The organism is Rothia sp. LK2492, from assembly GCF_040946345.1.
In the GTDB taxonomy this organism is placed as follows: domain Bacteria; phylum Actinomycetota; class Actinomycetes; order Actinomycetales; family Micrococcaceae; genus Rothia; species Rothia endophytica.
Genome location: NZ_JAYWLX010000011.1, coordinates 24,726 through 48,287 on the forward strand (window position 1 = coordinate 24,726; position 23,562 = coordinate 48,287).

Sequence of the window (23,562 nt, forward strand, 5' to 3'; positions counted from 1 at the left end):
CGGCAGAGCCGTAGAGTGTAATAGGTGGCGCAAGCACCTCACCCGCAGTCTCGATTCTATTTTTAGTGCCATTCCCCTCTTGCCCTTAGGTGCTCTGTGTTGAACCCAGAAGATAGCTAAAAATAAGGGGGTAAGCGGCAACAAAATAATCGCAAGAAAAATTAGAATTTCCATTTTGACCCTGCTTTCCAAAGCATACCAATCCGCACATAGGTGAGGCAATGGCATCACTAAAAGAGCATAAGACCTTAAAATAAATTATTGCGTATGTTATTTTAATTAGCTGCATCAATATATATAGATAAAGATAAGCTAAATAAGATTAAGAATTACTCATTAAATAATTTTCTGATGAGACGAGGCGCCAAGAAGCCACTCTCTTTTTCTTAGCCTGAGTCATCCATGCACCGATTCATGTCAGCACTGTTATGCCTCTTCCCTCTACTATCGTCAAGGCCTTAGAACGCTAGGTGAGAATTTGAGAGCGTTGTGAATGAAAGGGAGATTTTAAGGGGTTTGATCGCTAAATTTGAGCCCACAGATAGCTTTCTAAGGGAGTTTCATCAGGAGCCTAAGGTCAATAGATACCCAGCCTCACTGCATGCCCGCACAAGGCATTCTGAGCGTTTCTCATCCTCAAAAACCTGAATTTAGGTCACTAGCCCCTGTTAAGTGTGGTCTTAAACTAAAAATCGTCCCACTCACTGAGCGGGGCGATTTAAAGTACATGGATTCTATTTTTTACGCTGAGGGATCATCACATCAACGATTCGGTTCAAGTCATCCACCGATGCAAACTCGATAGTCATTTTTCCCTTGCGGGCACCCAGATTAATCTTCACCGTAGTATCGAGTCGGTCAGCCAGTAAATCAGCTATCGAGTCCAAACGTTCAGAGTGGCTCTGCGGAGCAGGCTTCTTGCGGTCTTTCTTCGCTTCTTTACCGCTTTCTTGAGCAACAAGTTCCTCCACCGCTCGTACAGACAAACCTTCATTCACTATCTTTTGCGCCAGGGTTTCAATATCGCTTGCTTTTCGCAGGCTAAGCAAAGCGCGTGCATGACCTGAAGATAGCGTGCCTGCAGCCACCCTGCGTTGCACCAGAGCAGGCAGCTTGAGGAGACGAATAGTATTAGAAATCTGCGGCCGCGATCGCCCGATACGCTGTGCCAGTTGCTCTTGCGTCGTTCCGAATTCGTCAAGTAGCTGCTGATAGGCGGCGGCTTCTTCAATAGGGTTTAGCTGGGAGCGGTGTAGGTTCTCCAACAGTGCATCACGCAACAGGTCCTGATCCTGAGTATCGCGAATGATAGCTGGAATGGTTGTTAGACCTGCTTGTTGGGTAGCTCGCCATCGACGCTCACCCATAATCAGTTCGTAGGCCTGCTCACCTTTTTCACGGCTGGGGCGAACAACAATAGGCTGAAGGACACCTATCTCCGTAATGGAGTGTACGAGTTCTTGCATATCGTGCTCGTCAAAGTCGGTTCGGGGCTGTTTGCGGTTAGGGTGGATATCTGAGACATCTAGCTTCGCAAAGCTAGCGCCGGGCACCTGCACCAACCCAGAAGCAGTATTTGCTGTTTCGTCACCAAAGAAAAAGTCCGCGGGTCTACGAATTGAACTCGAAGAACGCAAAGCAACGCCCATATCTGCACGTTTTTTCTTGGATGTTTCACGTGAAACGTCCAAACCGTGTGCACTATTATTGTCCTGCCGGTTTTGATGGCCAGGGTGTTCCTCCACTGGCTCTTGACGCTCAGTTACTGGTTTGCTCTCGGGAATCAAGGCACCTAGCCCCCTGCCAAGTCCACGCTTCTTCTCTGCCACGGGCAACCTCCAAAATGCTAGAAACTTTGCTTCTAAGTGTAGTGGAGTATCCGCTGCATAGGGTTTCCATAGAAGCCGGGCGATGGGGAAAGCCAAATAAATCCTTAGATAGTTTAAAGACGCTTAGCGTTTACTGCACCGTCTCTATCTCAAGGTTCCCTTAAGTAAACAACCGGCTCCCCATGTCTATAGAATGGGAGCCGGTAGTGTAGAAAAACTATAAACAGTTGATAAAAGTTTATATACGGTGTGCTATCTCTATTGCAGCCTTAAGATAGGCGATTGCACCGGTAGATTGCGGATCATAACTCATAACTGTTTGCTGGTAACTAGGAGCCTCTGAGACGCGGACTGAGCGGGGGATAACAGCGTCCAGCACCTCCTTGGGGAAATGCTCCCTCACCTCTTCAGCTACCTGAGACGAGAGGTTGGTGCGGCCATCATACATCGTTAGCACAATGGTGCTGACGTGAAGATCAGCGTTGAGATGCTTTTGAATCATGGAAATATTCTTGAGAAGTTGGCTCAGACCTTCTAGAGCGTAGTACTCGCATTGAATAGGGATGAGGACTTCTTGAGCTGCCACAAAAGCGTTAATAGTTAGCAACCCCAAGCTGGGTGGGCAGTCAATAAAGATATAGTCTAGACGCGCTTCCCCGTTAGCTTCACGTGCGGCCGCGTAATCAGATAGGGCATTTTTGAGTCGATTTTCACGAGCTACCAGTGATACCAGTTCAATCTCAGCTCCGGCTAAATCTATATTTGCCGGTACGCACCATAGATTTTCAATATCAGGGCAGGGTTTGATGATTTCAATAAGGGGCTTTTCATCGATGAGGGCATCGTAAGTCGAAGGGACTTCAACACCGTGTTCAATCCCGAGAGCAGTTGAAGCGTTGCCCTGAGGGTCATTATCAACAACAAGGACGTTCATGCCCTTTGTGGCAAGCGCTGCGGCAAGATTAACTGCAGTCGAAGTCTTTCCCACTCCGCCTTTCTGATTAGAAATAGCAAAAACTCGGGTGTTCCGAGGCCTATTCAGTGTCTCCTGAGATAGAGCTTCAAATTGCTGTTTGCTTCTATCGCCCTTCTGCACAGATGAGCTTGCCCTCTCCAGCTTTTCGCGCGTTTCACGTGAAACATGAGAACCTCGATCAGGCTTGCTGGCAGCAGCGGGTTCGGGTGGTAAGCCAAAGTCAGGTATATTCGCTGGCATATTGGAATGTGTCGGCATTGCTGCCCCCTCGTGAATTGATGATTGCATCTCCTGCTATTAGGGTACCTGCAGTTAGCGTCGGTCGCATTGATAGGCTATTAATCACTTGAATCTGTTTGTCTTTTGATGTTTCACATGAAACATATCGAAGAGCCAAGCTTCAGAACAGAAGGGCTCCTCACGTAATTACAGTTCCAGAGCAACCAGATGAGCAGATGCTCTTAGTCAATTTAAAAGCTGGATAACACGCAAAAGCCCGGCACCTCCATCGAGGTACCGGGCTTTCGTCAAGAGAAGCTAGAGGGTCACACGGACAACCGTGGTGGGTTCTTCCAATAGATTCTCACCAGCGAGCAGGATTTCAGTCTTCCTAGCGCCGTATTTATTGAGCTTCTTTTTTGCCTTAGTGATTTCCTCGGTAGCCGTCCGCCCCTTGAGAGCGAGCAGCTGACCGGTACCACGAAGGATCGGCAAGGTGATATCCAACAACCCTACCAGAGCCGATACGGCGCGAGCAGTGACATAGTCTGCTTCGACGTACCCTACGGCCTGTTCAGCACGCGAGCGCATAATATCTACGTTCTCGAGCCCCAAATCCTCAACTACCTCAGTAAGCCAGATGACGCGGCGCTCCAGCGGCTCAATCAGAGTGAGGGACAAATCGGGGCGAGCAATGGCCAGGCAAAGCCCCGGAAGGCCCGCACCGGAACCTACATCCGCCACTGTTGCACCCTGCTCAATGAGTTCCTGCACAACAGCGCAATTGAGAACGTGGCGTTCCCACAGGCGGGGAACTTCTCGGGGGCCAATAAGCCCCCGCTCAATGCCACTGGTAGCCAGGTGCTGCACGTAGCGCTGCGCGACCGGCAGATGGTCACCAAAGACCTTCTGCGCCGCCTCTAGGGCATCACCAGAGAGAACGGGGAGTTCTATGCTCATATCGCTCACGGTTACGCCTCCGAGGCAGCAATGACGATGTGGCGGTTAGGCCCTGAGCCCTCTGATTCAGAAATCAAGCCGTGAGCAGCCACAATATCGTGAACCAGCTTGCGCTCGTAGGGCCCGAGTGGTTCGAGGTGCACATCTTCGCCGGTTTCTTTAGCTTCATCAATAGCTGCTTCGGCCAGATTGACCAATGCCTGCTGGCGTTCTGCGCGGTAGTCTGCGATATCAAGGATGAGGCGGGTACGGTTACCTGTAGCAGCCAGCACCGAGAGGCGCACCAGCTCTTGAAGGGCGTCCAATACTTCACCGTTTTCGCCTACTAGGGCTTGGATGTCATCGTTATTACCGTCTTCGGTAACGACCGAGAGGTAGGTGCGGCCGTTACGCACTTCGATGTCAATATCACCGTCAATATCAGCGATATCAAGGAGTTCTTCGAGGTAGTCAGCGGCGATATCACCCTCGTCTACCTGCCCCTCCCCACCGTATTCTGCTTCTTCGAAGGTTTCTTCGCCGTCTACCGGGGTTTCCGTTGCTTCAGTCATGATATTTCCTTGAACCTGCCGCTAGTTTTTCTTTTTGTTCTGCTGCTTTTGGCGTTTTTTACCCATAGGCTGCTGGCGCTGTCCGCGGGCTGCTCGTTCACGGGCGGCTTCGATTTCCTGCTCTTGTTCTTCTTTGGTCTTACCTACGGGGGGAAGACCCTTTTCGGCGCGGCGCTCGTTGAGCTCACGCTCTGCCTGTGAGCCGGGGGTGGGGTTGTTGCGGATAACCCAGAACTGCTGGCCCAGCGACCAGAAGTTGGAGACGGTCCAGTAGACGAGCACGCCGAGGGGGAAGTTGATACCGGAGATCGCGAAGACCAGTGGCAGCACGTAGAGCATGATCTGCTGCTGGCGGTACATGGGGGACTGCTTGGCGGCGTCCGACATGTTCTTAGCTGAGAGCTGTTTGGTGATATAGAACTGGGTGGCACTCATCAGCACTACCATGATGGCTGCAATCAAGATGGTGGCGAAGTGGTTGCCGTCGCCCGGACGCAGCATGGTGGAGAAGAGGGGTGCGCCAAAGATGGAGGCGTCGTTGAACTGTTCTACCTTGTCGTTGCCAAGAACCAGAATGCCTTCATTGTTAGCTGCTGCGTTGGGGACGCCGTTCAGCACCTGAAAAAGGCCAAAGAAAATGGGCATCTGCACAATGATGGGCAGGCAGGACGCCAGCGGGTTAGAGCCGGTCTTGCGGTAGAGTTCCATCTGCTCTTGAGCCATAGCCTGGCGGGAGAGCTGGTCAGTTTTACCCTTGTATTTGGCCTGCAATTTCGCCATTTCGGGCTGAAGTTCTTGCATACCGCGCATCGATTTAATCTGTTTGACGAAGAGCGGAATGGTGAGGGTACGCATCACGATGGTCAGACCGATGATAGCGAGAATCCAGGTCGCACCTGATGCGGCGTCCATGCCGATTACGGTGAAAAGTTCGTGAAATGCCCAGAGAATCGCTGAAACGATCCATTTAAAGGGCCAGAGAATAATATCCATGTTCTCTCCCTGACTCGGTGATATGAGCCGGTTGTGGTGGATGCTCCAGCGTTTTAGTGGGTGTGCTGGTGCGGGTGGTTTAGAAGAATAATTTTGGGTTCTGCCCCGGGGGCGAAAGTCCGTTTGCCTGCGGGCACCGGGTCTAGTCCGCCGGTAGCCCAGGGGTGGCAGCGCAGAATTCTGCCTACAGTCAGTGATAGACCGCGCAGGGCGCCGTGGAGAGTAACTGCTTCAAGCCCGTAGGCTGAACAGCTGGGGTAATACCTGCACACGTTGCCGTAGAGCGGCGAGACGATAGTGCGGTACATCTTGATGAACGCAATCAGCAGATTTTGAGGAAGGCTGATGACGGCGTGAAAAGCTGAGGTGGGTACAACAAATTCGTGGGGAGCGTTCTCCAGCAGGTGGTCAGCATCCTGCGGTGTATCTGTCGGTGTAGGCATACGGTGTCAGCGCTCCTCTCCCTGAGTAGTTGAGGTGGCGGTAGCTTCAGAGCTTTGTGCTGCTACCGGGGCGGCGTCCAACTTTTTAAGGACGCTGGCAAGTGCGCTGTCAAGATCACTGGAGAGCTGAAGGTAGTCCGCGTGAGCCGCCGCCGGGAGCGCCCTTATCACCAGTGAATAGCCGTTCGGGTGCTCAGACACAAAGGGTGCGATGAGTTCTCTCAGGCGGCGTTTAGTTTTATTGCGGGTAACGGCGTTACCTACTGATTTTGAGACGATGAAACCGATGCTGGTTGTTTCACCGGGTGTTTTGACCGTATATAGAACTAAGTTCCGACGCCCTGAACGGGCGCCGGAACGTGTAGTTTTTGAGAATTGAGCTTTCGCTCGCATCCGGTGCTGCTGTGCCAGCACGCATATCCCCTTTCGGTTCGGTCTTGGCTCGGCGGGCTGCGTTTTCACGCGGGCCTGCTGGTGAGGCGCACGGCCGATTGAGGATGAAAGCCTTATGCTGAGAGGCTTGCGCGGTTCTTTGAACGACGGTTCGAAAGAATTGCGCGGCCTGCACGGGTGCGCATACGAAGACGGAAGCCGTGCTTCTTGGCGCGACGGCGGTTATTCGGCTGGAAAGTCCGCTTGCTCATTTGGTTACTCCACAACGGTTGGTACGGGGGCCAACCTTTCAACAGTTCTTCGAACAGGTTGACGCTTCTTGCGAGTGCAATAGATAAATCCCGGTTGAATTCGAGAACCTAGCACCCGAGTTTGGGCATAGTTCTATCACACTTTGACTAACCAACTCTAGAAGAGTTGGTGATATAAGGTCAAGCCCACTCAGGCTAGGTCTTTAATCACAGCCTATTGAGAGAGTTTACCCACACCTGTGGATAGTCTCCCAACCTCACATCCCATATCAGGGTTATCCACAAGCACTCCAAAAAAGTTGTAAGTTACACCTTTTCCTGCTCTAGGCTAGCGATACGCCCTTTAATCACATACTGTGAACAGGTATTCCCCTCACATAATCACAAGTTTTCCACCCTGTGGATAAACCTGTGTGAGAATAGTGAATAGTTGCCAGTAGGCAAGGGAAATTTTTAATAATATTTGGCGGAGGAGCTGTATTGAGCGACTATCTGGATCCGGAGTTGCAGAAGAAGTGGATGCATCTGGTGACTCTATTGCGCGCCGATACGGGGGTTGCTCAGCGCTACCGTGCCCACATTGGGCTTGCGCAGCCTCACGCTTTTATGGGAAATGTCCTGCTGATTGCGGTACCTAATGAGCTAACGCGTGATACTTTTCAGCACGCTCTCAAAGAGTCGCTGAGGGAAGCCATCACTTCTACTTTCGGTCCGGCAGTCAACGAAGCTTTCATCATTGACGCCAGCTTGAATAACACTGCCGTGCAGCAACCCGCTCCGGCACCAGTTAACGAAGCTCCATCTTATCTGCAGACCCCTTCCGTAGAAAAAGTTCAGCCTCAGCAAGTTGCTGAGGCGCCTTCTTTAGCAGAAAATCATCGAGCTTCTCAGGCATCCATCGAAGCGGAACGTGTGCCAGCAAACCCTTCCTTTAGCGAGGAAATAGCCCACGATGTAAGGGAAGAAGCTAAAGATCGCGAGGACTCCTTTGATGCGGTGGTTCCAGCGGACGCCGCAGAGACCACTACCTGGGACTCTACCGCCAGGCTAAACCCTAAATATACGTTCGATAGCTTTGTTATTGGTCAGTCCAACCGTTTTGCTCATGCAGCCGCTTTTGCGGTCTCGGAAACCCCGGCGTCCGCGTACAACCCGCTCTTTATCTATGGTGGCTCAGGGCTAGGAAAGACTCACTTGCTGCACGCTATTGGTCACTATGCCAAGAGCCTCTACCCCGGCCTGCGCGTTCGCTACGTGAACTCTGAGGAGTTTACCAACGATTTCATCAACTCGATTTTGAATAAGAACGACACCTCCTTTAAGCAGATCTACCGCAATGTAGACATGCTTTTGATTGATGACATCCAGTTCCTGGCGGGCAAGGACAGCACACAGGAAGAGTTTTTCCATACGTTCAATGCGCTGCACAACCACCAAAAACAGGTGGTCATCACCTCAGATTTGCCCCCTAAGCAGCTGACCGGTTTTGCAGAGCGCATGAGATCACGCTTCGAGTGGGGTCTGATTACTGATGTCCAGCCACCTGAACTCGAAACTCGAATTGCTATTTTGAGCAAGAAGGCTCAGAACGATGGGCTCAACGTTCCTGATGATGTGATGGAATATATTGCTTCCCATATCTCTACCAACATTCGTGAGCTGGAGGGTGCCCTCATTCGTGTGACGGCTTGGGCTTCTTTGCAGAGCCAGCCCGTTGACATGCAGCTGGCGGAGCAGGTGCTTAAAGACCTGTTATTAGATAACGGCACCCAAGAGATTACGGCTTCCCAGATTTTATCGGCGACCGCTGAGTATTTTGAGGTTTCGGTAGAAGAGCTACAGTCAAAGTCACGCAGTCGCACACTGGTGAATGCTCGTCAGATTGCTATGTACCTCCTGCGTGAGCTAACCGAGATGTCTCTACCTCGCATTGGCCAGGAATTAGGGGGGCGTGACCATACCACTGTTATGTACGCCTACCGAAAGATTCACGACCTCATGGCTGAACGTCGATCAACGTTTAACCAAGTCACAGAGCTAACTAACCGCATTAAGCAAGGGTCAAGAGACAGTAAGTAGCCCAGAAATAGGCCTGTGGATAACTCGGTGTACGTGGCTCGGTTTACTGTGGACGTTAAGTGAATAGATATTCATATCCTGTGCACTTCACTTAATGCATAAATATCCATCCACTATTCATTCACACTGGTACCCCGTTTATTCCACAACGCTTGCACAAGCACTTCCTTGATTTTCGGGGCCTACAGCCTGTTTTCCACAGATTTCACAGGGGTTATTAACACTATTAATCCTTAAAGAAAAAATCAAATAACAAATTTATCTCTTCCTCATCCCGCTCGGTGCACTACTTTTTGTAATTACACGGATCCTTCGCCTAAGGGTTGGCTGCTGTAATTACATTTTTTAGAGAGCTACCCCTCTGCTCGGCCTGTAGGTAGTGCTACCTCTTTCCGGTAGACTGAAATACTGATTTACGCCCGTCTTTTGGGCCTATCTTGTTTTGATTGGAAGGTACCTTAGCGTGAAATTCACTGTTGAACGCGAAACTCTTGTTGATGCCGTCACCTGGACTGCGCGCTCGCTCTCACCCCGCCCTCCGGTACCTGTCCTTTCAGGTCTTATGATCAGAGCTACTGCGGGTGAAGTGTCCATCGCCAGCTTCGATTACGAAACTTCTGCCAAACTCAAAATTTCAGCTGATGTCGCAGAAGAAGGTGAAGCTCTTGTCTCTGGCCGCCTTCTAGCCGATATCTGCCGTGCACTACCTAAGAGTGATGTCACTTTTGAACTGCGCGAAGGGAAGGTGCATATCAGCTGCGGTTCATCGAATTTCAACCTGTCATCAATGCCCGTTGCTGACTACCCTGAACTTCCGGGACTTCCCGAGATCTCGGGCACTGTTGAAGGTTCAGAATTTGCTAAAGCTGTTAGTCAGGTTTCTATTGCAGCTTCTAAAGATGACACCTTGCCCATCTTGACCGGCGTCCGCATGGAAATTGAGGGTGATACCATCACCCTGCTGGCAACTGATCGTTACCGTCTGGCGATGCGTGAACTTACCTGGTCCCCGGCTGATCCCTCAATCTCAACAGCCGCTTTGGTAAAGGCTAAAACAATGAGCGAGGTTGCCAAGACACTGGGTGGGGCAGGTGAACTGTCGATAGCACTTTCCGATGCTCACGAACTGATCGGCTTTGAATCAGATTCCCGCCGTACTACTAGCTTGCTAGTGGACGGTGAATACCCCAAGATTCGCGCACTTTTCCCCGAACAAACACCTATTCACGCTATCGTTCGCACCTCTGATCTGGTCGAGGCTGTACGCCGTGTGTCCTTGGTTGCCGAACGCAATACCCCGGTACGACTCGCCTTTACGCAGGGGCAGGTCACTCTGGACGCTGGAACAGGTGAAGACGCTCAGGCTAACGAGGTTCTACAGGCGCAGTTGCACGGTGAAGATATCACTGTTGCCTTCAACCCCAGCTACCTTTCTGAAGGTCTTAACACCTTCTCAGGTAATAAATTTGTGCGCTTTTCTTTCACTGCTGCACCCAAACCCGTTGTCCTTTCAGAGCAGGATGACTGGCAATCAGAAGACAATAAGAATTACCGTTATCTGCTGATGCCGATCCGCCTGCAAAACCAATAAAACTCTCTTAGCTCGTCAGAGCAGTTTTCTAAGGAGCGCTTTTCTGTACATCGACCATATTTCGTTGATGGACTTTCGCACCTACCGGCTGCTGAATCTGCCTCTTTCTCCCGGTGTATCGGTGTTTCTTGGCTCCAACGGTGTAGGAAAAACCAACATCGTTGAAGCCATCGATTACACCGCTAACCTGGCATCTCATCGGGTGAGTCAAGATTCTCCGTTGGTGAGGGTGGGGGCAGAGCGCGCCTACATCAGAACTCGCACCGTGCGGGGATCTCAGCAGACTGTTATGGAATTTGAGCTGGCCCCGGGTAAGAGCAATCGTGTGCGCATCAACCGCGCAGCTCCTGTGCGCGCCCGTGAGGCTCTAGGGGTAACCCACACGGTTCTCTTCTCACCCGAGGACTTACAGCTCGTCAAAGGGGAGCCTGCGGGCCGTAGGAGGTTTCTTGATGACCTAGCGGTTGCCCTTCGTCCTGCGGTTGCCGGTTACCGTGCGGACTATGAAAGGGTGCTGCGCCAGCGTAATTCGTTACTTAAATCAATGCGTTCTCGTCGCCCTTCAGCCGAAGAAGATCTGCACACCCTTGAGGTGTGGAATCGTCAGCTGGCAGAGGCCGGGTCTCATCTCTTACAGGCCCGTTTGCGGGTGCTAGCCCAGCTTCTCCCCCAGGTGCAGCGTGCCTATGGTGAACTTGCCGATGATTCTAAAACGGCCTCAACGGTGTACGAGTCATCAGTATTTCCGCCCATCTCTAGCGCAGTTTTATCGAGAGCAGCGCTGATGGGTGTAGACGATATCCGCGAAGCCCTGTTGCGGTCTTTTGCAGAAAAGCGGTCCGAAGAATTGGAGCGGGGGGTTACTTTGGTAGGGCCTCATCGTGATGAACTTGTGCTTGAGCTAGGTGGAATTCCTGTGCGCGGCTATGCCTCTCACGGGGAAAGTTGGTCCTATGCTTTAGCTCTTAAACTAGCAGCTTGGTACGTACATTTAGCTGACAATACAGCTCCCGGCGCCTCCCCGATCCTTATTCTTGATGATGTTTTTGCTGAGTTAGATTCTGCCCGCAGGCACAGATTGGGGTCTATTGTGGCTGACGCTGAGCAGGTTTTGGTGACCTGCGCTGTAGCTACTGACCTACCCGAGGAGCTGGGAGAATATCACCTAATCAGGGTCGAGTCTGGATTAGCAGAGATTATTGATTCAATACCTCTTCCTAATATCTCAAGTTAGGCATATCTGATGACTTCGTCTGAAAATATGCATGATAAGGAATATAAGATAAGAGCCTATACATCGGAAGACATTGATGCCCCCCACGCGCTTCTAAGTCGCATTCGGGCCTCAAAAGAAGCCCGGGGCGAGCGTCGAATCCAGGGCGCTGCTGGCCAAAAAATTATCAAGGATTTCAGTAAGGTCATCAACGCTGAACCGGGTGAGCGAGTGCGCCGCTTTAGCGTTGGTGTAAACCGCTACCAGATGGGTGGCTACAGTGGCCCGGGTAAAAGTGCACGGGATCCCCAGGGGCTAAGTGGCATATTAGATCGAGTCATCATGGAGCGCGGCTGGTCTACCCCCGTAGCTGTATCGTCTGTGCTAACTCGCTGGGGGACGCTGGTGGGGGCTCAACTTGCCAGTAAAAGTAAACCAGAGTCATTTGACGATGGTGTTGTTGTGGTCAGGTGTGAATCCACTGCTTGGGCTGTTGAAATGCGCCGCATGAAATATGACATTATGCGCCGCATTAATGAAGAATTGGGTGGCGAAATAGTAAAAGACATCCAGGCTCATGGGCCCAACGCTCCCTCATGGAAGAAGGGGCGCAGAGTCGCTCCGGGTGGAAGAGGTCCGCGGGATACGTATGGGTAGGGATACGACAATTTTTTAATAAAAAATCGTTTCTACGCCTCTTAAGCGCCGCCCATGTGAGAACCCCTTTGATGGGGGGGTTGATTGGCTTATAGCCACAAATAAACCTTATCTGCAGGGTTTACCCCCTTCTACTACCTCACAAAAAGGCTCAAAAATCGCTCTGTGAGGTAGAATTGTTAAGAATGAGTGCGCCTTGTGCCTGCAGGTTCCCGCGATAAACGACCAGCTTTATTGATGACGTCCGTTGCTACCCTGCGTCAAGGTGCTGATAGAAAGACGCAAGGAGCCTGATACCTGTGGCAACTGAAGAAACAACCGGTGAATACGGCGCAGCCGACATTACGGTTCTTGAAGGCCTCGAAGCGGTGCGTAAGCGCCCGGGCATGTACATCGGTTCAACCGGTGAACGCGGCCTGCACCATCTGGTGTATGAAGTCGTTGATAACTCCGTAGATGAGGCTTTGGCAGGCTATGCTGACCTCATTGATGTGGTTATTCAAGCTGACGGTGCAGTGCGTGTGGTTGATAACGGCCGCGGTATTCCCGTTGACGAACACCCTACTGAAAAGAAACCCACTGTCGAAGTGGTCATGACAATCCTGCACGCCGGCGGTAAATTTGGCGGTGGCGGTTATGCCGTCTCTGGTGGTCTGCACGGCGTTGGTATTTCAGTGGTCAATGCCCTTTCAACCCGCGTTAAGACCGAAGTGCGCCGTCAGGGCTACAAATGGCATATTGAATACAATGACGGCGGTAAGACAGCCAAGCCTCTGACCCGAGGTGAAGTCACTGAAGAAACCGGTACTACCCAGACCTTCTACCCCGACCCCACCATCTTTGAAAGCATTGATTTCGATTTTGAAACCTTGCGTGCCCGCTTCCAACAGATGGCTTTCCTGAACAAGGGCCTCACTATCCGTCTCACTGACGAGCGTGACCTGCATGAAGGTAATGAGGTTGCCGGTGAAGATGAAGCAAAGTCTTTAGAACTTAACCAGGTTGGCCCCAACGAAGATGGTTATAAAACTGTCACTTACATGTATGAGAACGGTCTACTGGACTACGTAAACTTCCTCAATACCTCAAAGAAGCTCACCGTCGTTAATGACGAAATCATCGCGTTTGAAACCGAAGATGCCAACCGCATGATGAGCCTTGAAGTGGCTATGCAGTGGACCACCGCCTACAAGGAATCGGTGCACACCTACGCCAACACCATCAATACTCACGAGGGTGGCACCCATGAGGAAGGTTTCCGCACCGCTCTAACCACCCTCATTAACCGCTTTGCTCGAGACAACAAACTGCTCCGCGATAAGGACGATAACCTGACCGGTGAGGATGTTCGTGAGGGCCTGACCGCTGTGGTTTCAGTGAAGATTTCTGAACCCCAATTTGAAGGTCAGACCAAGACCAAGCTGGGTAATTCAGAAGCTAAGGCTTTTGTCCAGCGTGAAACCCTGGATCAACTGGGTGACTGGCTAGCACGTAATCCGTCCATCGGTAAAGAGGTAGTGCGTCGCGCCATCACCGCAGCGCAAGCTCGCCTTGCTGCCCGTAAAGCCCGTGAGACCACCCGCCGCAAGGGGCTGCTGGAAAGCGGATCGATGCCGGGCAAGCTCAAAGATTGCTCATCTAAAGACCCTTCCATCTCAGAGATTTACCTGGTGGAAGGTGACTCGGCAGGCGGCTCCGCTGTGCGCGGCCGCAACCCCGAAACCCAGGCAATTCTGCCCCTGCGAGGCAAGGTCCTCAATGTGGAGCGTGCTCGCTTGGATCGAGCTCTGTCTAATGCTGAAATCCAGTCTCTTATCACTGCTTTTGGTACCGGCATCGGTGATGATTTCAATATCGAAAAGGCGCGTTACCACAAGGTAGTTCTCATGGCGGATGCGGACGTCGATGGTCAGCACATTACTACCCTGCTACTGACACTTCTCTTCCGCTTCATGCGCCCGCTGATCGAGGCAGGCTACGTCTATTTGGCGCAGCCCCCGCTCTACCGCATCAAATGGTCCAACGCCGCTCACGATTATGTCTTCTCAGATGCGGAGCGAGATGCTGCTCTTGAGGCAGGCTACGCAAAGAACCAGCGTCTGCCGAAGGACAACGGAATTCAGCGTTATAAGGGTCTGGGTGAGATGGACTACACCGAGCTGTGGGATACCACTATGGACCCCGAGAACCGCACTCTTCTGCAGGTAAAGATGGAAGACGCGGCTGCTGCTGACCAGATTTTCTCTATTCTGATGGGTGAAGATGTCGAAGCTCGCCGTGAATTCATTCAGCAGAACGCAAAGGACATTCGCTTCCTTGATATCTAAGACATATATTGCTTTTAGCTAGTCAATATGTGTTTAGAAGAATATTAAAATCAAGGAATCAAACGAAGGATTATAATGAGCGACGAACAGAACAACAGCTCAAACGAACCACTTGAAGGCGATGTCATCGAGCACCCCGCCGGTGGGAGGGTCGAGGCAGTAGACCTGCGCTCCGAAATGGAACGCTCCTACCTGGACTACGCCATGGCCGTTATTATCGGCCGTGCACTGCCTGACGTCCGCGACGGTCTCAAGCCCGTGCACCGCCGCGTCATCTACGCGATGTACGACGGCGGCTACCGCCCTGAACGCTCTTTCAATAAGTGCGCCCGCGTCGTGGGCGAGGTCATGGGTCAGTATCACCCCCACGGTGACTCGGCAATTTATGACACCCTTGTTCGCCTTATTCAGGACTGGGTCATGCGCTACCCCTTGGCTCTCGGCCAGGGGAACTTCGGATCACCCGGTAATGACGGTGCAGCAGCCCCCCGCTACACCGAAACCAAGATGGCTCCCCTGGCTCTCGAAATGGTGCGTGACATCAATGAGGACGCCGTGGACTTCCAGCCCAACTATGACGGCAAGAACCAGGAGCCTGTCGTCCTGCCCTCGCGCATCCCTAACCTACTCGTGAACGGCTCATCAGGTATTGCTGTGGGTATGGCAACCAACATCCCCCCGCATAACCTGCGTGAGGTTGCGGAGGGTGTGCAGTGGTTCCTTGAAAACCCCGCGGCTACCAACGAGGAGCTACTCGAAGCACTCATTGCCCGCATCAAGGGCCCTGACTTCCCTACCGGTGCAACCATTTTGGGTCACAAGGGAATTGAGCAGGCATACCGCACCGGTCGTGGTTCTATCACCATGCGCGCAGTGGTAAACGTCGAAGAAATTCACGGTCGCACCTGCCTGGTTGTCACTGAACTCCCCTACCAGGCCAACCCCGATAACCTGGCCATTAAAATTGCTGAGTTGGTCAAGGACGGCAAAATCACCGGCATCGCCGACCTTCGCGATGAAACCTCGGGCCGTACCGGTCAACGTCTGGTCATTGTGCTCAAGCGTGATGCTGTAGCTAAGGTGGTGCTTAATAACCTCTATAAGCACACGCAGCTGCAGGAAAACTTCTCAGCCAACATGCTGGCTATTGTAGACGGCGTGCCCCGCACGCTTTCCCTCGATGCCTTCATCCGCCACTGGGTTAACCACCAGCTCGAAGTGATCGTGCGACGCACCCGCTACCGACTGCGTCAGGCAGAAGAGGAAGCGCATATTCTGCGCGGTCTCATCAAAGCACTGGATGCCCTGGATGAGGTTATTGCCCTAATCCGTCGCTCTCCCAGTGCTGATGAAGCCCGCACCGGGCTGATGGAATTCCTGGATATTGATGAGGCTCAGTCCCAGGCAATTCTGAATATGCAGCTACGCCGCTTGGCCGCTTTGGAGCGTCAGAAGATTCAGGATCGCCATGATGAGCTGATGCGCATGATTGATGAATACAACGCCATCATTGCTTCTGAGAGTCGCCAGCGTACCATCATCTCCGACGAACTGACCGATATCGTCAACCGTTACGGTGACGAGCGACGGAGTAAGATCCTGATGGGTTACGACGGGGATATGTCCATGGAGGACCTTATCCCCGAAGAAGAAATGGTGGTTACCATTACCCGCGGTGGCTACGTCAAGCGCACCCGCAGCGACCAGTACCGTAGCCAGCACCGTGGCGGTAAGGGTATTAAGGGAGCTTCCCTGCGCGGGGACGATGTGGTCCAGCACTTCTTTGTCACCTCCACCCACAGCTGGATCCTCTTCTTCACCAACCTGGGCCGGGTCTATCGCACCAAGGCTTATGAGCTCATGGAAGCGGGGCGTGATGCCAAGGGGCAACACGTCGCTAACCTACTGGCCTTCCAGCCCGATGAAACTATCGCCAAGGTCATGGAGCTCAAATCTTACGAGGATGCACCCTACCTGGTGCTCGCGACCAAAAACGGTTTGGTTAAGAAGACTGCACTCTCCGATTACGACACCAACCGCACCGCTGGTGTCATCGCCATTAACCTGCGCGAGGGGGATGAGCTAGTATCGGCTCAGCTGGCATCAGCTGAAGATGACCTCATGCTCATTTCCCGCCAGGGTCAGTCGCTGCGCTTCACTGCCAGTGACGAGGCTCTGCGCCCCATGGGCCGTGCAACTAGCGGTGTTACCGGCATGAAGTTCCGTGATGGGGACGAATTGTTATCGGCTAACGTCGTCACCGATGATTCCTATGTCTTTATCGTTACTGCAGGTGGCTACGCCAAGCGCACGCAGGTGAATCAGTACCGCGTGCAGGGCCGTGGTGGTCTCGGTATTAAGGTCGCCAAGCTGGCCGAAGACCGTGGAGACCTGGTTGGCGGGCTCATTGTGGGTGAGGATGATGAAGTTATGGTCGTCATGCAATCCGGCAAGGTAGTGCGCACCTCTGTATCCGAAGTTCCCGCTAAGGGCCGTGACACCATGGGTGTTATCTTCGCTAAGCCCGGTAAGAATGATGAGATTCTAGAGGTCGCCCGCAACTTCGAGCGGAACATTGATGATGTAGAAGACACCGAAGAAAAAGTCGATAAGAGTGCCGAAAACGGTGCCGATGAAGTACCTTTAGAAAACAAGAGCACACCGGCAGAAGCCGAAACCGTAGAAGCACACGGAGGTAACTAGTGAGCACCAACAGCACAGGCGCGGCTCCGCGCCCCGCACCCAGGGCTGGCAACGCGCGAGCGGCGCAGTCTAAGGGGAGTGCTTCACGTAAGCCCCTGGTGCGCCCCGCACCCCGTTCGAAGATCCGCCGCGCTCGCCTGGTGGTCGCTAAGGTTGATACTTTCTCAGTTGCCAAGCTGGTCTTCCTTCTGTCTGTGGCTGTAGGTATCGTAACGGTTGTTGCGTCGGTCATCCTGTGGTTGGTTATGCAGGCCACCGGTGCCTTCCAGAGCCTCAATGACATTCTGGCCCTGCTGGGGACCACCGGTAGCGCGGTAGATGTCTCTCAGTATCTATCGCTGGGGCAGGTAGCGCTCTATACCACCATTATCTCGGTGATTAATGTAGTGCTCTTTACCCTCCTGGGGACGCTGGCGGCCATGCTGTACAACGTCGCTGCCAAGCTGGTGGGTGGCGTTGGTGTTACCTTGACGGACGAATAAAGTCTTCAGTGAAGAAAGATGGTCCCCTGCTCTCATGAGGAGGGGATCATTTTTTGATCGGAAGATGTTTGAAGTACCTCGGGCATTTCTGTGACCCAGAACATGCTTTTTCGATTTGGCAAGCTGTGTGAATCTGTGTAAAGTTATATTTCGTTCTGGTGAAAATCTGAACACCGAGGGCGTATAGCTCAGATGGTTAGAGCGCTACACTGATAATGTAGAGGTCCCAGGTTCAATTCCTGGTACGCCCACTCTCCTTGGTGGAAAGGTTGAAATGAATAAATTCATGGCAATCACCTTAGTGGCAGTCGTAGCAGCGGTTGTAACTAAGAAGGCAAAGGACTCCCAAGAGAATAAAAGCTCTTGGAAAGCTGCTACAGATAAAATTTAATAGGTTGCACCTATATGGGGGCGTGGCGCAATTGGTAGCGCACCTGCTTTGCAAGCAGGGGGTTAGGGGTTCGAGTCCCCTCGCCTCCACTCTTCGGTGATTATAGCAAGAGGGAAACACCCGGTCCCATCCCGAACCCGGAAGTTAAGGCTCTTTGCGCTGATGGTACTGCACTGGTGACGGTGTGGGAGAGTAAGTCATCGCCGAATTAAATGTGATGGAAGAGGCTCAGTCGTAAGACTGGGCCTCTTCTTTTTGTTGTAGGGGAAGGTTATGGGGGACCCCACACCGCTTTAAAGTGAATAATAGGTTAACGACTGAAGCAGAGCTTGAGGGATTATACGAGGCAAGGCTCATAAAACCACATGAACCTTCCTGCTTATAGAGCGCCCTGGATTTATTTAAGGAACGTTTTCTCAGGTCAAAAGCTATTTATGGTGAAATCGAAGGCGGAGTCCGGAGGGGCATCCCTGTGCGAATTGTGTGTTTTTTAATCCTTAAACAAAACGCTGTCTGTGGTTTACCTGCAATCTTCCAGATGTTTCCTAAATACTCTTAATAGGCGCATAATCATTGGGTGACTACAGAACTCATCATCCTGGTTATTGTGGTACTTACCGCGCTGGCCTTTGACTTCACCAAGGATTTCACGACACCGCGAATGCCATGGCATCCTCCATCGCAACCGGTGCTCTCAAACCTAAGACGGCCGTAGCCCTTTCAGCTTCCCTTAATCTCGTCGGTGCTTTCTTGTCTATCGAAGTAGCTAAGACCGTCGGCACGGGGCTAGTGGACTTAGAGACTGCAGGGGGTGCGGGTCAAGCCTCATGCTTATCGTCTTTACCGGTCTAGTAGGTGCCATCCTGTGGAACGTTCTCACCTGGTTGCTGGGATTGCCTTCTAGCTCCTCTCACGCCCTCTTTGGAGGGCTAATTGGTGCGACACTAGCATCCTTGGGTGCAAGCGGAGTGCTCTGGAATGGGGTGCTGATGAAGATTATTGTTCCGGCTCTTCTAGCGCCCCTCATTGCCGGTATCATCGCATATATCAGCACCAGGGTGGTCTACCGCGTTACAGTGGCAGTGCCTGAGAACCGTAAGAAGAAAAACTTTCGCTTTGGTCAGATCTCTGCTGCTTCTCTCATGTCGCTGGCACACGGTACCAATGACGCTCAAAAGACCATGGGTGTTATTTTCCTAGCCCTCGTTGCGGCACAGGAAATCGATCCGTCGGCTGATATACCCTTCTGGGTTCGCCTGGTCTGTGCGGTAGCTATTGCCCTGGGAACCTACCTGGGTGGGTGGCGCATCATCAAAACTCTGGGTAAGGGTATCGTCGATATCGAAGGCCCCCAGGGTTTCTCTGCTGATGGTTCTTCTGCTGCCATTATTTTGACGTCCTCTCACTTCGGAATGGCTCTTTCGACCACTCACGTAGCTACCGGTTCTATCATCGGTTCAGGTATTGGGCGCCGTGTTGCAGTGAAATGGTCGACTGCCCGGCGCATGGTGGTTGCCTGGACTATTACCCTCCCCGCCGCAGGCAGTGTTGGTGCTCTGACATGGCTCGTCGGTAACTACATCAACCACTTCACGGGTAGTGATTGGATGGGGGGAAGCAACCGTATTTCTGATTCTGGTTGGATTTTGCGCCTGGATGTGGGCACACTCGCGCAAGAGCGCTATTGGCCACGTTGATATACATGCCGGTGAAGTGGTGCGAACCCGTGAAGTGCATACTGAATCCCTCCCTGTCCTGCAGAAGGTTGGTCACTAGTTCTTCTCGCTGAAATCTTCCATAAGATTTATCCCGTGTTCTTAGCTGGACTTGTCTTTGGGGCAGGCCTACCCATTCTGTATGCGGTTGCCGTGCGGCTTGTGAGCGGCATAGCCACTGAAACTGCTGACGGTACCGTAAAGGTTGAAGTGCATCCTCTAGCTAGGGTAGCTGCCTACGCTATTTTTGTGCTGCTGGCGCTGGCAATTCTCACTGGTATTCTGTGGGTCGCAAAAGACTTCCTCTACGCCTACACCGGTTTTAACCTTTTTGGGGTCGCTGACTAGAATCAACCCCGTATAACTTTAATTGCTTAAACTAAAGCGCCACCCTGATATTGAAGGGTGGCGCTTTAGATTACGTGTGGAGACGCTGGGTTTTTTATATCAGGGCTGCGGCGTAGAAAATGCCCAGAGCCAATGTAAAGCCAACGAGGCCAATGAGGGTTTCCATAACCGTCCAGGTCTTGAAGGTTGTCTTTTCGTCCATATTGAAGAAACGGCTGACCAGCCAGAAGCCGGAGTCGTTAAAGTGAGAGAGAATCACAGATCCAGCGGCGACAGCGATGACCAGAGCAGAGAGTTGGAGATCCCCGTATCCTGCGGCCTCGACGCCCGGAGCAATAAGACCCGCTGTGGTCGTGAGAGCTACGGTCGCTGAACCCTGAGCAACACGTAGGATACCCGAGATGATAAAGCCAGCAACGATGAGGGGTACACCCATATCGCCCAGTACATCGGTCAGTGAAGCGCCAATACCCGAGGTACGCAGCACGCCACCAAACATGCCACCGGCACCGGTAATCAGAATAACCGAGCAGACAGCGGGGAGTGCACCTTCCATGGTGGTGTTGATGTGCTTTTTGTGGACGCCACGGCGGTTGCCCAGTACGTACATGGCCACCAGTGTGGTGATGAGCAGGGCAACAGGTGTTTCCCCCAGCATGCGTAGGGTCTGGTACCAGGTCTGGTCAGTGGCGTCCTCTGCGAGAACGCCCGAGGTGGCTAGTGTATTCAGGCCGGTGTTCATAAAAATCAGCAACATGGGCAGCAGAAGAACAAACAGGACGGTGCCGAAGCTAGGCGGATTTTTAGGGTCGTCCGGCACCTCATCGACGCCCAAGAGGGCGGGGACCGGTAGATTGATGCGAGCGCCGATATAGCGGCTGAAGAGGTAAACCGCCAGATACCAAGTGGGAATTGCAATGACCAGGGCGACCAGCAGAAGGACACCAACGTTAGCATTGAAGAAGGCAGCAGCTGATACCGGGCCGGGGTGGGGCGGTGTGAAGACATGCATGACCGAGAAAGCGCCTGCCACGGGAATGCCGTAGAACAGCATAGAACCGCCTACCCAGCGGGCTACCGAGAACATGATAGGCAGCATGACCACCAGGCCGGCATCGAAGAAGATGGGGAAGCCAAAGAGCATGGATGTCACACCCAAGGCGATAGGTGCCCGCTTTTCACCAAAGACCGAGATGAGTTTGTGAGCAAGCACTTGCGCACCGCCGGAAGTCTGGATGAGGATGCCCAGCATGGCGCCTAGACCTACGAGAAGTGCGACGGATGCCAGTGTACTGCCGAAGCCGCTGAGCATAACCGGCACCACCTGGGCGGTGGGAATACCTGCTGCAATTGCGGTGAGAACACTGACCAAAATAAGAGCAGGGAAGGCGTGCACTTTCAACTTCATGATGAGCACAAGAAGCAGAGCTACAGCTGCTGCCGCAATAGCCAGTAGGGGCCCTGCTGTTAGGGTTTGTGTCCAGTCTTCAATGGTCATGAGAGGTTTACTCCGTAGGTTTGTGTCAGTGTGTTCTCAGCATTGTAAGCGATGTCATCCAGCGGGGGAGTGATGTCAAGGGTGAAACCTAGTTCGTCCGCCTCGAGGGGTTCGAGGGTCGCTAATTGTGAGTCAAGCAGGGTAGTGGGCATAAAGTGACCGCGTCGGTGAGTCATGCGGTCTGCAATTAGTTTTTTGGAGCCTGTGAGATGCAGAAAAATCACGCGACCAGGTGCGGTGCGCAAAGCGTTGCGGTACTGCTTTTTAAGGGCTGAGCAGGTGATGATGGTGTTCTTGCCCTGTGCTGCCTGTTCGGTGGCCCATGTGGCGATATCAGCCAGCCAGGGTGCACGGTCCTCATCGGTAAGTGGAATGCCCGCACTCATCTTTTGGACGTTGGACGCAGGGTGCAGCTCATCGCCTTCGGCAAAGCTAAAACCGGTGCGATGGTGCAAACGGTGGGCTAGCTCCGTTTTTCCGGTGCCACTGACGCCCATCACGACGATATGGACGATGTTGTGTGGTGTGATAGTCATGTTTTGATTTTAATGACCGCCACAACGGCAGTCTAAAGGGGTGCGCTAAAGCAGTATTTTATGAGATGCAGTGATTCTACTGTGGTCTATCTAACCCATGTTTGGTAAGCTTGTGTTTGCACGTGTAAAAAATGTGTAGTATAGTTTTATATGCACCTACGGGGGCGTGGCGCAATTGGTAGCGCACCTGCTTTGCAAGCAGGGGGTTAGGGGTTCGAGTCCCCTCGCCTCCACTCTTCGGTGATTATAGCAAGAGGGAAACACCCGGTCCCATCCCGAACCCGGAAGTTAAGGCTCTTTGCGCTGATGGTACTGCACTGGTGACGGTGTGGGAGAGTAAGTCATCGCCGAATTAAATGTGATGGAAGAGGCTCAGTCGTAAGACTGAGCCTCTTTTTTATGCCCAGAAAAAGATCCCTAGGATACCACGCTGCCCGCCAGTAGGAGGGCCGGAGAAGTAGATAATCATCTGTTTATCATTCACAGATAGGCCCGTCGATGAAAACTAGATAAGCTGTAGTTTTTGGCGGGTGCAAAAACGCCGACGCATTATCTCTCATGCGTCGGCGTTCTCAGCTAGCTATAAACCGCTACCTCAAACACAAAACTTATGCTGCGGGGGTCTTCCAGGGATCCTCAACGGGGCGCGAAGCCTTGTAAGCAGCAGCGCCAGCAACGGTGCCCGCAACCAGCAGACCCAGAACTAGCCAACCCTTGCCGCTCTTCTTAGAAGCTTTCTTCTGCTCCTTAGCGAACTGGGCAGCAGCTTTTACAGCGGCCTTCTGTGCATTCTTTACAGCCTTCTTGTCGCCAGTTACCTTAGCCGCAACGGTGTTGACCGGTGCAGGAACCTCAGCGTCTGAGAGCTTAACAGCAACGGTATCAGCAACTTCAGCAGCTTTGACACGGGCAGTTGCCACAGCATCTTCAACTACCGGGGTGACATCATCAATGGTGTGCTGGATCTTATTCACCAGGGTGTTCTGCACCTTGTCCAGCTTCTTGTGAGCGTCCTTAGCGACTGAATTAGTGGTCTTCTTTGCGTTCTTTCCGTGCTTCTCAGCAGTCTTCTGAAGATCAGCAAACTTGTTGGCGGTGAACTTTTCAGCACGAGCAGTTTGCTTGTCAGCCAACTTGGTTAGTTTGTCTGCCTTCTTGCCGGTCTTCTTCTGAGCCTTTGCAAAGAACTTCTCTGCCTGCTTCTGAGCTTTCTTAGCCTTAGCATTTTTGGTCAGAGCCATGTCTCTACCTCCAGGTTGATTTCAGCGCCGCGAAGGACGCAGTGGTTAACTGTTATTCATAAGCTTACGAAATATGCCTGTAAAAAGCAGTTTATGTACGAAAAGAAACCGGGTGTTCTCTGCCCGCTAAAGACCATGTCCCCTTATCTATCAACTTCGAAATTTC

At 52.3% G+C, this 23,562-nt stretch carries 22 protein-coding genes, 3 tRNA genes and 2 rRNA genes; 16 read left to right on the forward strand and 11 right to left on the reverse strand.

Features of this window, described 5'->3' with window-relative positions; translation table 11 throughout:
- Positions 1 to 734: 734 nt before the first annotated feature.
- The 8 genes from VVR27_RS10565 to rpmH all read right to left on the reverse strand — a co-directional run bounded on the left by VVR27_RS10565 (position 735) and on the right by rpmH (position 6,615).
- A complete protein-coding gene (locus tag VVR27_RS10565; protein ID WP_368548331.1) occupies positions 735 to 1,829 on the reverse strand; it encodes a ParB/RepB/Spo0J family partition protein in 1,095 nt (364 codons plus the stop codon).
- Positions 1,830 to 2,067: 238 nt separating this feature from the next.
- Positions 2,068 to 3,045 carry a ParA family protein gene (locus tag VVR27_RS10570; protein ID WP_368548332.1) on the reverse strand — a complete coding sequence of 326 codons (978 nt, stop codon included), beginning with the start codon at positions 3,043 to 3,045 and terminating at the stop codon, positions 2,068 to 2,070.
- A gap of 297 nt (positions 3,046 to 3,342) precedes the next feature.
- Positions 3,343 to 3,984 carry a 16S rRNA (guanine(527)-N(7))-methyltransferase RsmG gene (gene rsmG / locus VVR27_RS10575; RefSeq protein ID WP_368548333.1) on the reverse strand — a complete coding sequence of 214 codons (642 nt, stop codon included), beginning with the start codon at positions 3,982 to 3,984 and terminating at the stop codon, positions 3,343 to 3,345.
- Positions 3,985 to 3,995: 11 nt separating this feature from the next.
- Entirely contained in the window at positions 3,996 to 4,535 is a 540-nt protein-coding gene (locus VVR27_RS10580) for a R3H domain-containing nucleic acid-binding protein (protein WP_346872032.1), read from the reverse strand.
- A gap of 21 nt (positions 4,536 to 4,556) precedes the next feature.
- Positions 4,557 to 5,528 (reverse strand): membrane protein insertase YidC, encoded by a 972-nt coding sequence (yidC, locus tag VVR27_RS10585; protein ID WP_346872031.1) that lies wholly within the window; start codon positions 5,526 to 5,528, stop codon positions 4,557 to 4,559.
- 53 nt (positions 5,529 to 5,581) lie between these two features.
- The gene (yidD, locus tag VVR27_RS10590; RefSeq protein ID WP_368548334.1) at positions 5,582 to 5,971 is read right to left on the reverse strand and encodes a membrane protein insertion efficiency factor YidD; all 390 of its coding nucleotides are present in this window, start codon (positions 5,969 to 5,971) and stop codon (positions 5,582 to 5,584) included.
- A 6-nt stretch (positions 5,972 to 5,977) separates the two neighbouring features.
- Positions 5,978 to 6,385 carry a ribonuclease P protein component gene (rnpA, locus tag VVR27_RS10595; protein WP_368548335.1) on the reverse strand — a complete coding sequence of 136 codons (408 nt, stop codon included), beginning with the start codon at positions 6,383 to 6,385 and terminating at the stop codon, positions 5,978 to 5,980.
- 92 nt (positions 6,386 to 6,477) lie between these two features.
- Positions 6,478 to 6,615 (reverse strand): 50S ribosomal protein L34, encoded by a 138-nt coding sequence (rpmH, locus tag VVR27_RS10600; protein WP_237203772.1) that lies wholly within the window; start codon positions 6,613 to 6,615, stop codon positions 6,478 to 6,480.
- Positions 6,616 to 7,134: 519 nt separating this feature from the next.
- On the opposite strand from rpmH, the gene dnaA reads away from it, so the two are divergent.
- The 14 genes from dnaA to VVR27_RS10665 all read left to right on the forward strand — a co-directional run bounded on the left by dnaA (position 7,135) and on the right by VVR27_RS10665 (position 20,121).
- A complete protein-coding gene (dnaA, locus tag VVR27_RS10605) occupies positions 7,135 to 8,694 on the forward strand; it encodes a chromosomal replication initiator protein DnaA (RefSeq protein WP_368548377.1) in 1,560 nt (519 codons plus the stop codon).
- A 463-nt stretch (positions 8,695 to 9,157) separates the two neighbouring features.
- Positions 9,158 to 10,285 (forward strand): DNA polymerase III subunit beta, encoded by a 1,128-nt coding sequence (gene dnaN / locus VVR27_RS10610; protein WP_368548336.1) that lies wholly within the window; start codon positions 9,158 to 9,160, stop codon positions 10,283 to 10,285.
- Positions 10,286 to 10,334: 49 nt separating this feature from the next.
- Positions 10,335 to 11,519, forward strand: a complete 1,185-nt coding sequence (recF, locus tag VVR27_RS10615) for a DNA replication/repair protein RecF (protein ID WP_368548378.1) — start codon at positions 10,335 to 10,337, stop codon at positions 11,517 to 11,519.
- 9 nt (positions 11,520 to 11,528) lie between these two features.
- The gene (locus VVR27_RS10620; RefSeq protein WP_368548337.1) at positions 11,529 to 12,155 is read left to right on the forward strand and encodes a DUF721 domain-containing protein; all 627 of its coding nucleotides are present in this window, start codon (positions 11,529 to 11,531) and stop codon (positions 12,153 to 12,155) included.
- A 299-nt stretch (positions 12,156 to 12,454) separates the two neighbouring features.
- Complete coding sequence (gene gyrB, locus VVR27_RS10625) at positions 12,455 to 14,482, forward strand: DNA topoisomerase (ATP-hydrolyzing) subunit B (RefSeq protein WP_368548338.1); 2,028 nt, start codon at positions 12,455 to 12,457, stop codon at positions 14,480 to 14,482.
- Positions 14,483 to 14,557: 75 nt separating this feature from the next.
- A complete protein-coding gene (gene gyrA / locus VVR27_RS10630; RefSeq protein ID WP_368548339.1) occupies positions 14,558 to 17,185 on the forward strand; it encodes a DNA gyrase subunit A in 2,628 nt (875 codons plus the stop codon).
- Positions 17,185 to 17,667: a DUF3566 domain-containing protein gene (locus VVR27_RS10635; protein WP_345447063.1), complete on the forward strand. Its 483-nt coding sequence runs from the start codon at positions 17,185 to 17,187 to the stop codon at positions 17,665 to 17,667. Before gyrA ends, VVR27_RS10635 begins: the two co-directional genes overlap by 1 nt.
- A 177-nt stretch (positions 17,668 to 17,844) precedes the next feature.
- Positions 17,845 to 17,918: transfer RNA gene (locus tag VVR27_RS10640), tRNA-Ile, on the forward strand.
- A gap of 35 nt (positions 17,919 to 17,953) precedes the next feature.
- A complete protein-coding gene (locus VVR27_RS10645) occupies positions 17,954 to 18,058 on the forward strand; it encodes a DLW-39 family protein (RefSeq protein ID WP_346872025.1) in 105 nt (34 codons plus the stop codon).
- Between the two features lie 16 nt (positions 18,059 to 18,074).
- Positions 18,075 to 18,147: transfer RNA gene (locus VVR27_RS10650), tRNA-Ala, on the forward strand.
- Positions 18,148 to 18,150: 3 nt separating this feature from the next.
- Positions 18,151 to 18,267 (forward strand): 5S ribosomal RNA (gene rrf / locus VVR27_RS10655).
- Between the two features lie 457 nt (positions 18,268 to 18,724).
- On the forward strand, positions 18,725 to 18,910 hold the full coding sequence (locus VVR27_RS11590) for an inorganic phosphate transporter (RefSeq protein WP_409349955.1): 186 nt from the start codon (positions 18,725 to 18,727) through the stop codon (positions 18,908 to 18,910).
- Complete coding sequence (locus VVR27_RS10660) at positions 18,886 to 19,755, forward strand: anion permease (protein ID WP_409349956.1); 870 nt, start codon at positions 18,886 to 18,888, stop codon at positions 19,753 to 19,755. Before VVR27_RS11590 ends, VVR27_RS10660 begins: the two co-directional genes overlap by 25 nt.
- Positions 19,756 to 19,869: 114 nt before the next feature.
- Positions 19,870 to 20,121: a hypothetical protein gene (locus tag VVR27_RS10665; protein WP_368548340.1), complete on the forward strand. Its 252-nt coding sequence runs from the start codon at positions 19,870 to 19,872 to the stop codon at positions 20,119 to 20,121.
- Positions 20,122 to 20,215: 94 nt separating this feature from the next.
- On the opposite strand, the gene VVR27_RS10670 is transcribed toward VVR27_RS10665, so the two are convergent.
- Entirely contained in the window at positions 20,216 to 21,619 is a 1,404-nt protein-coding gene (locus VVR27_RS10670) for a GntP family permease (RefSeq protein WP_368548341.1), read from the reverse strand.
- A complete protein-coding gene (locus VVR27_RS10675; RefSeq protein WP_368548342.1) occupies positions 21,616 to 22,155 on the reverse strand; it encodes a gluconokinase in 540 nt (179 codons plus the stop codon). Before VVR27_RS10675 ends, VVR27_RS10670 begins: the two co-directional genes overlap by 4 nt.
- Before the next feature lie 160 nt (positions 22,156 to 22,315).
- Between VVR27_RS10675 and VVR27_RS10680 the strand changes: the two genes are divergently transcribed.
- Both VVR27_RS10680 and rrf (VVR27_RS10685) read left to right on the forward strand, forming a co-directional pair.
- Positions 22,316 to 22,388: transfer RNA gene (locus VVR27_RS10680), tRNA-Ala, on the forward strand.
- Between the two features lie 3 nt (positions 22,389 to 22,391).
- Positions 22,392 to 22,508 (forward strand): 5S ribosomal RNA (rrf, locus tag VVR27_RS10685).
- 255 nt (positions 22,509 to 22,763) lie between these two features.
- Here rrf (VVR27_RS10685) and VVR27_RS10690 read toward each other — a convergent pair.
- Entirely contained in the window at positions 22,764 to 23,396 is a 633-nt protein-coding gene (locus tag VVR27_RS10690; RefSeq protein WP_368548343.1) for a hypothetical protein, read from the reverse strand.
- Between the last annotated feature and the right edge of the window lie 166 nt (positions 23,397 to 23,562).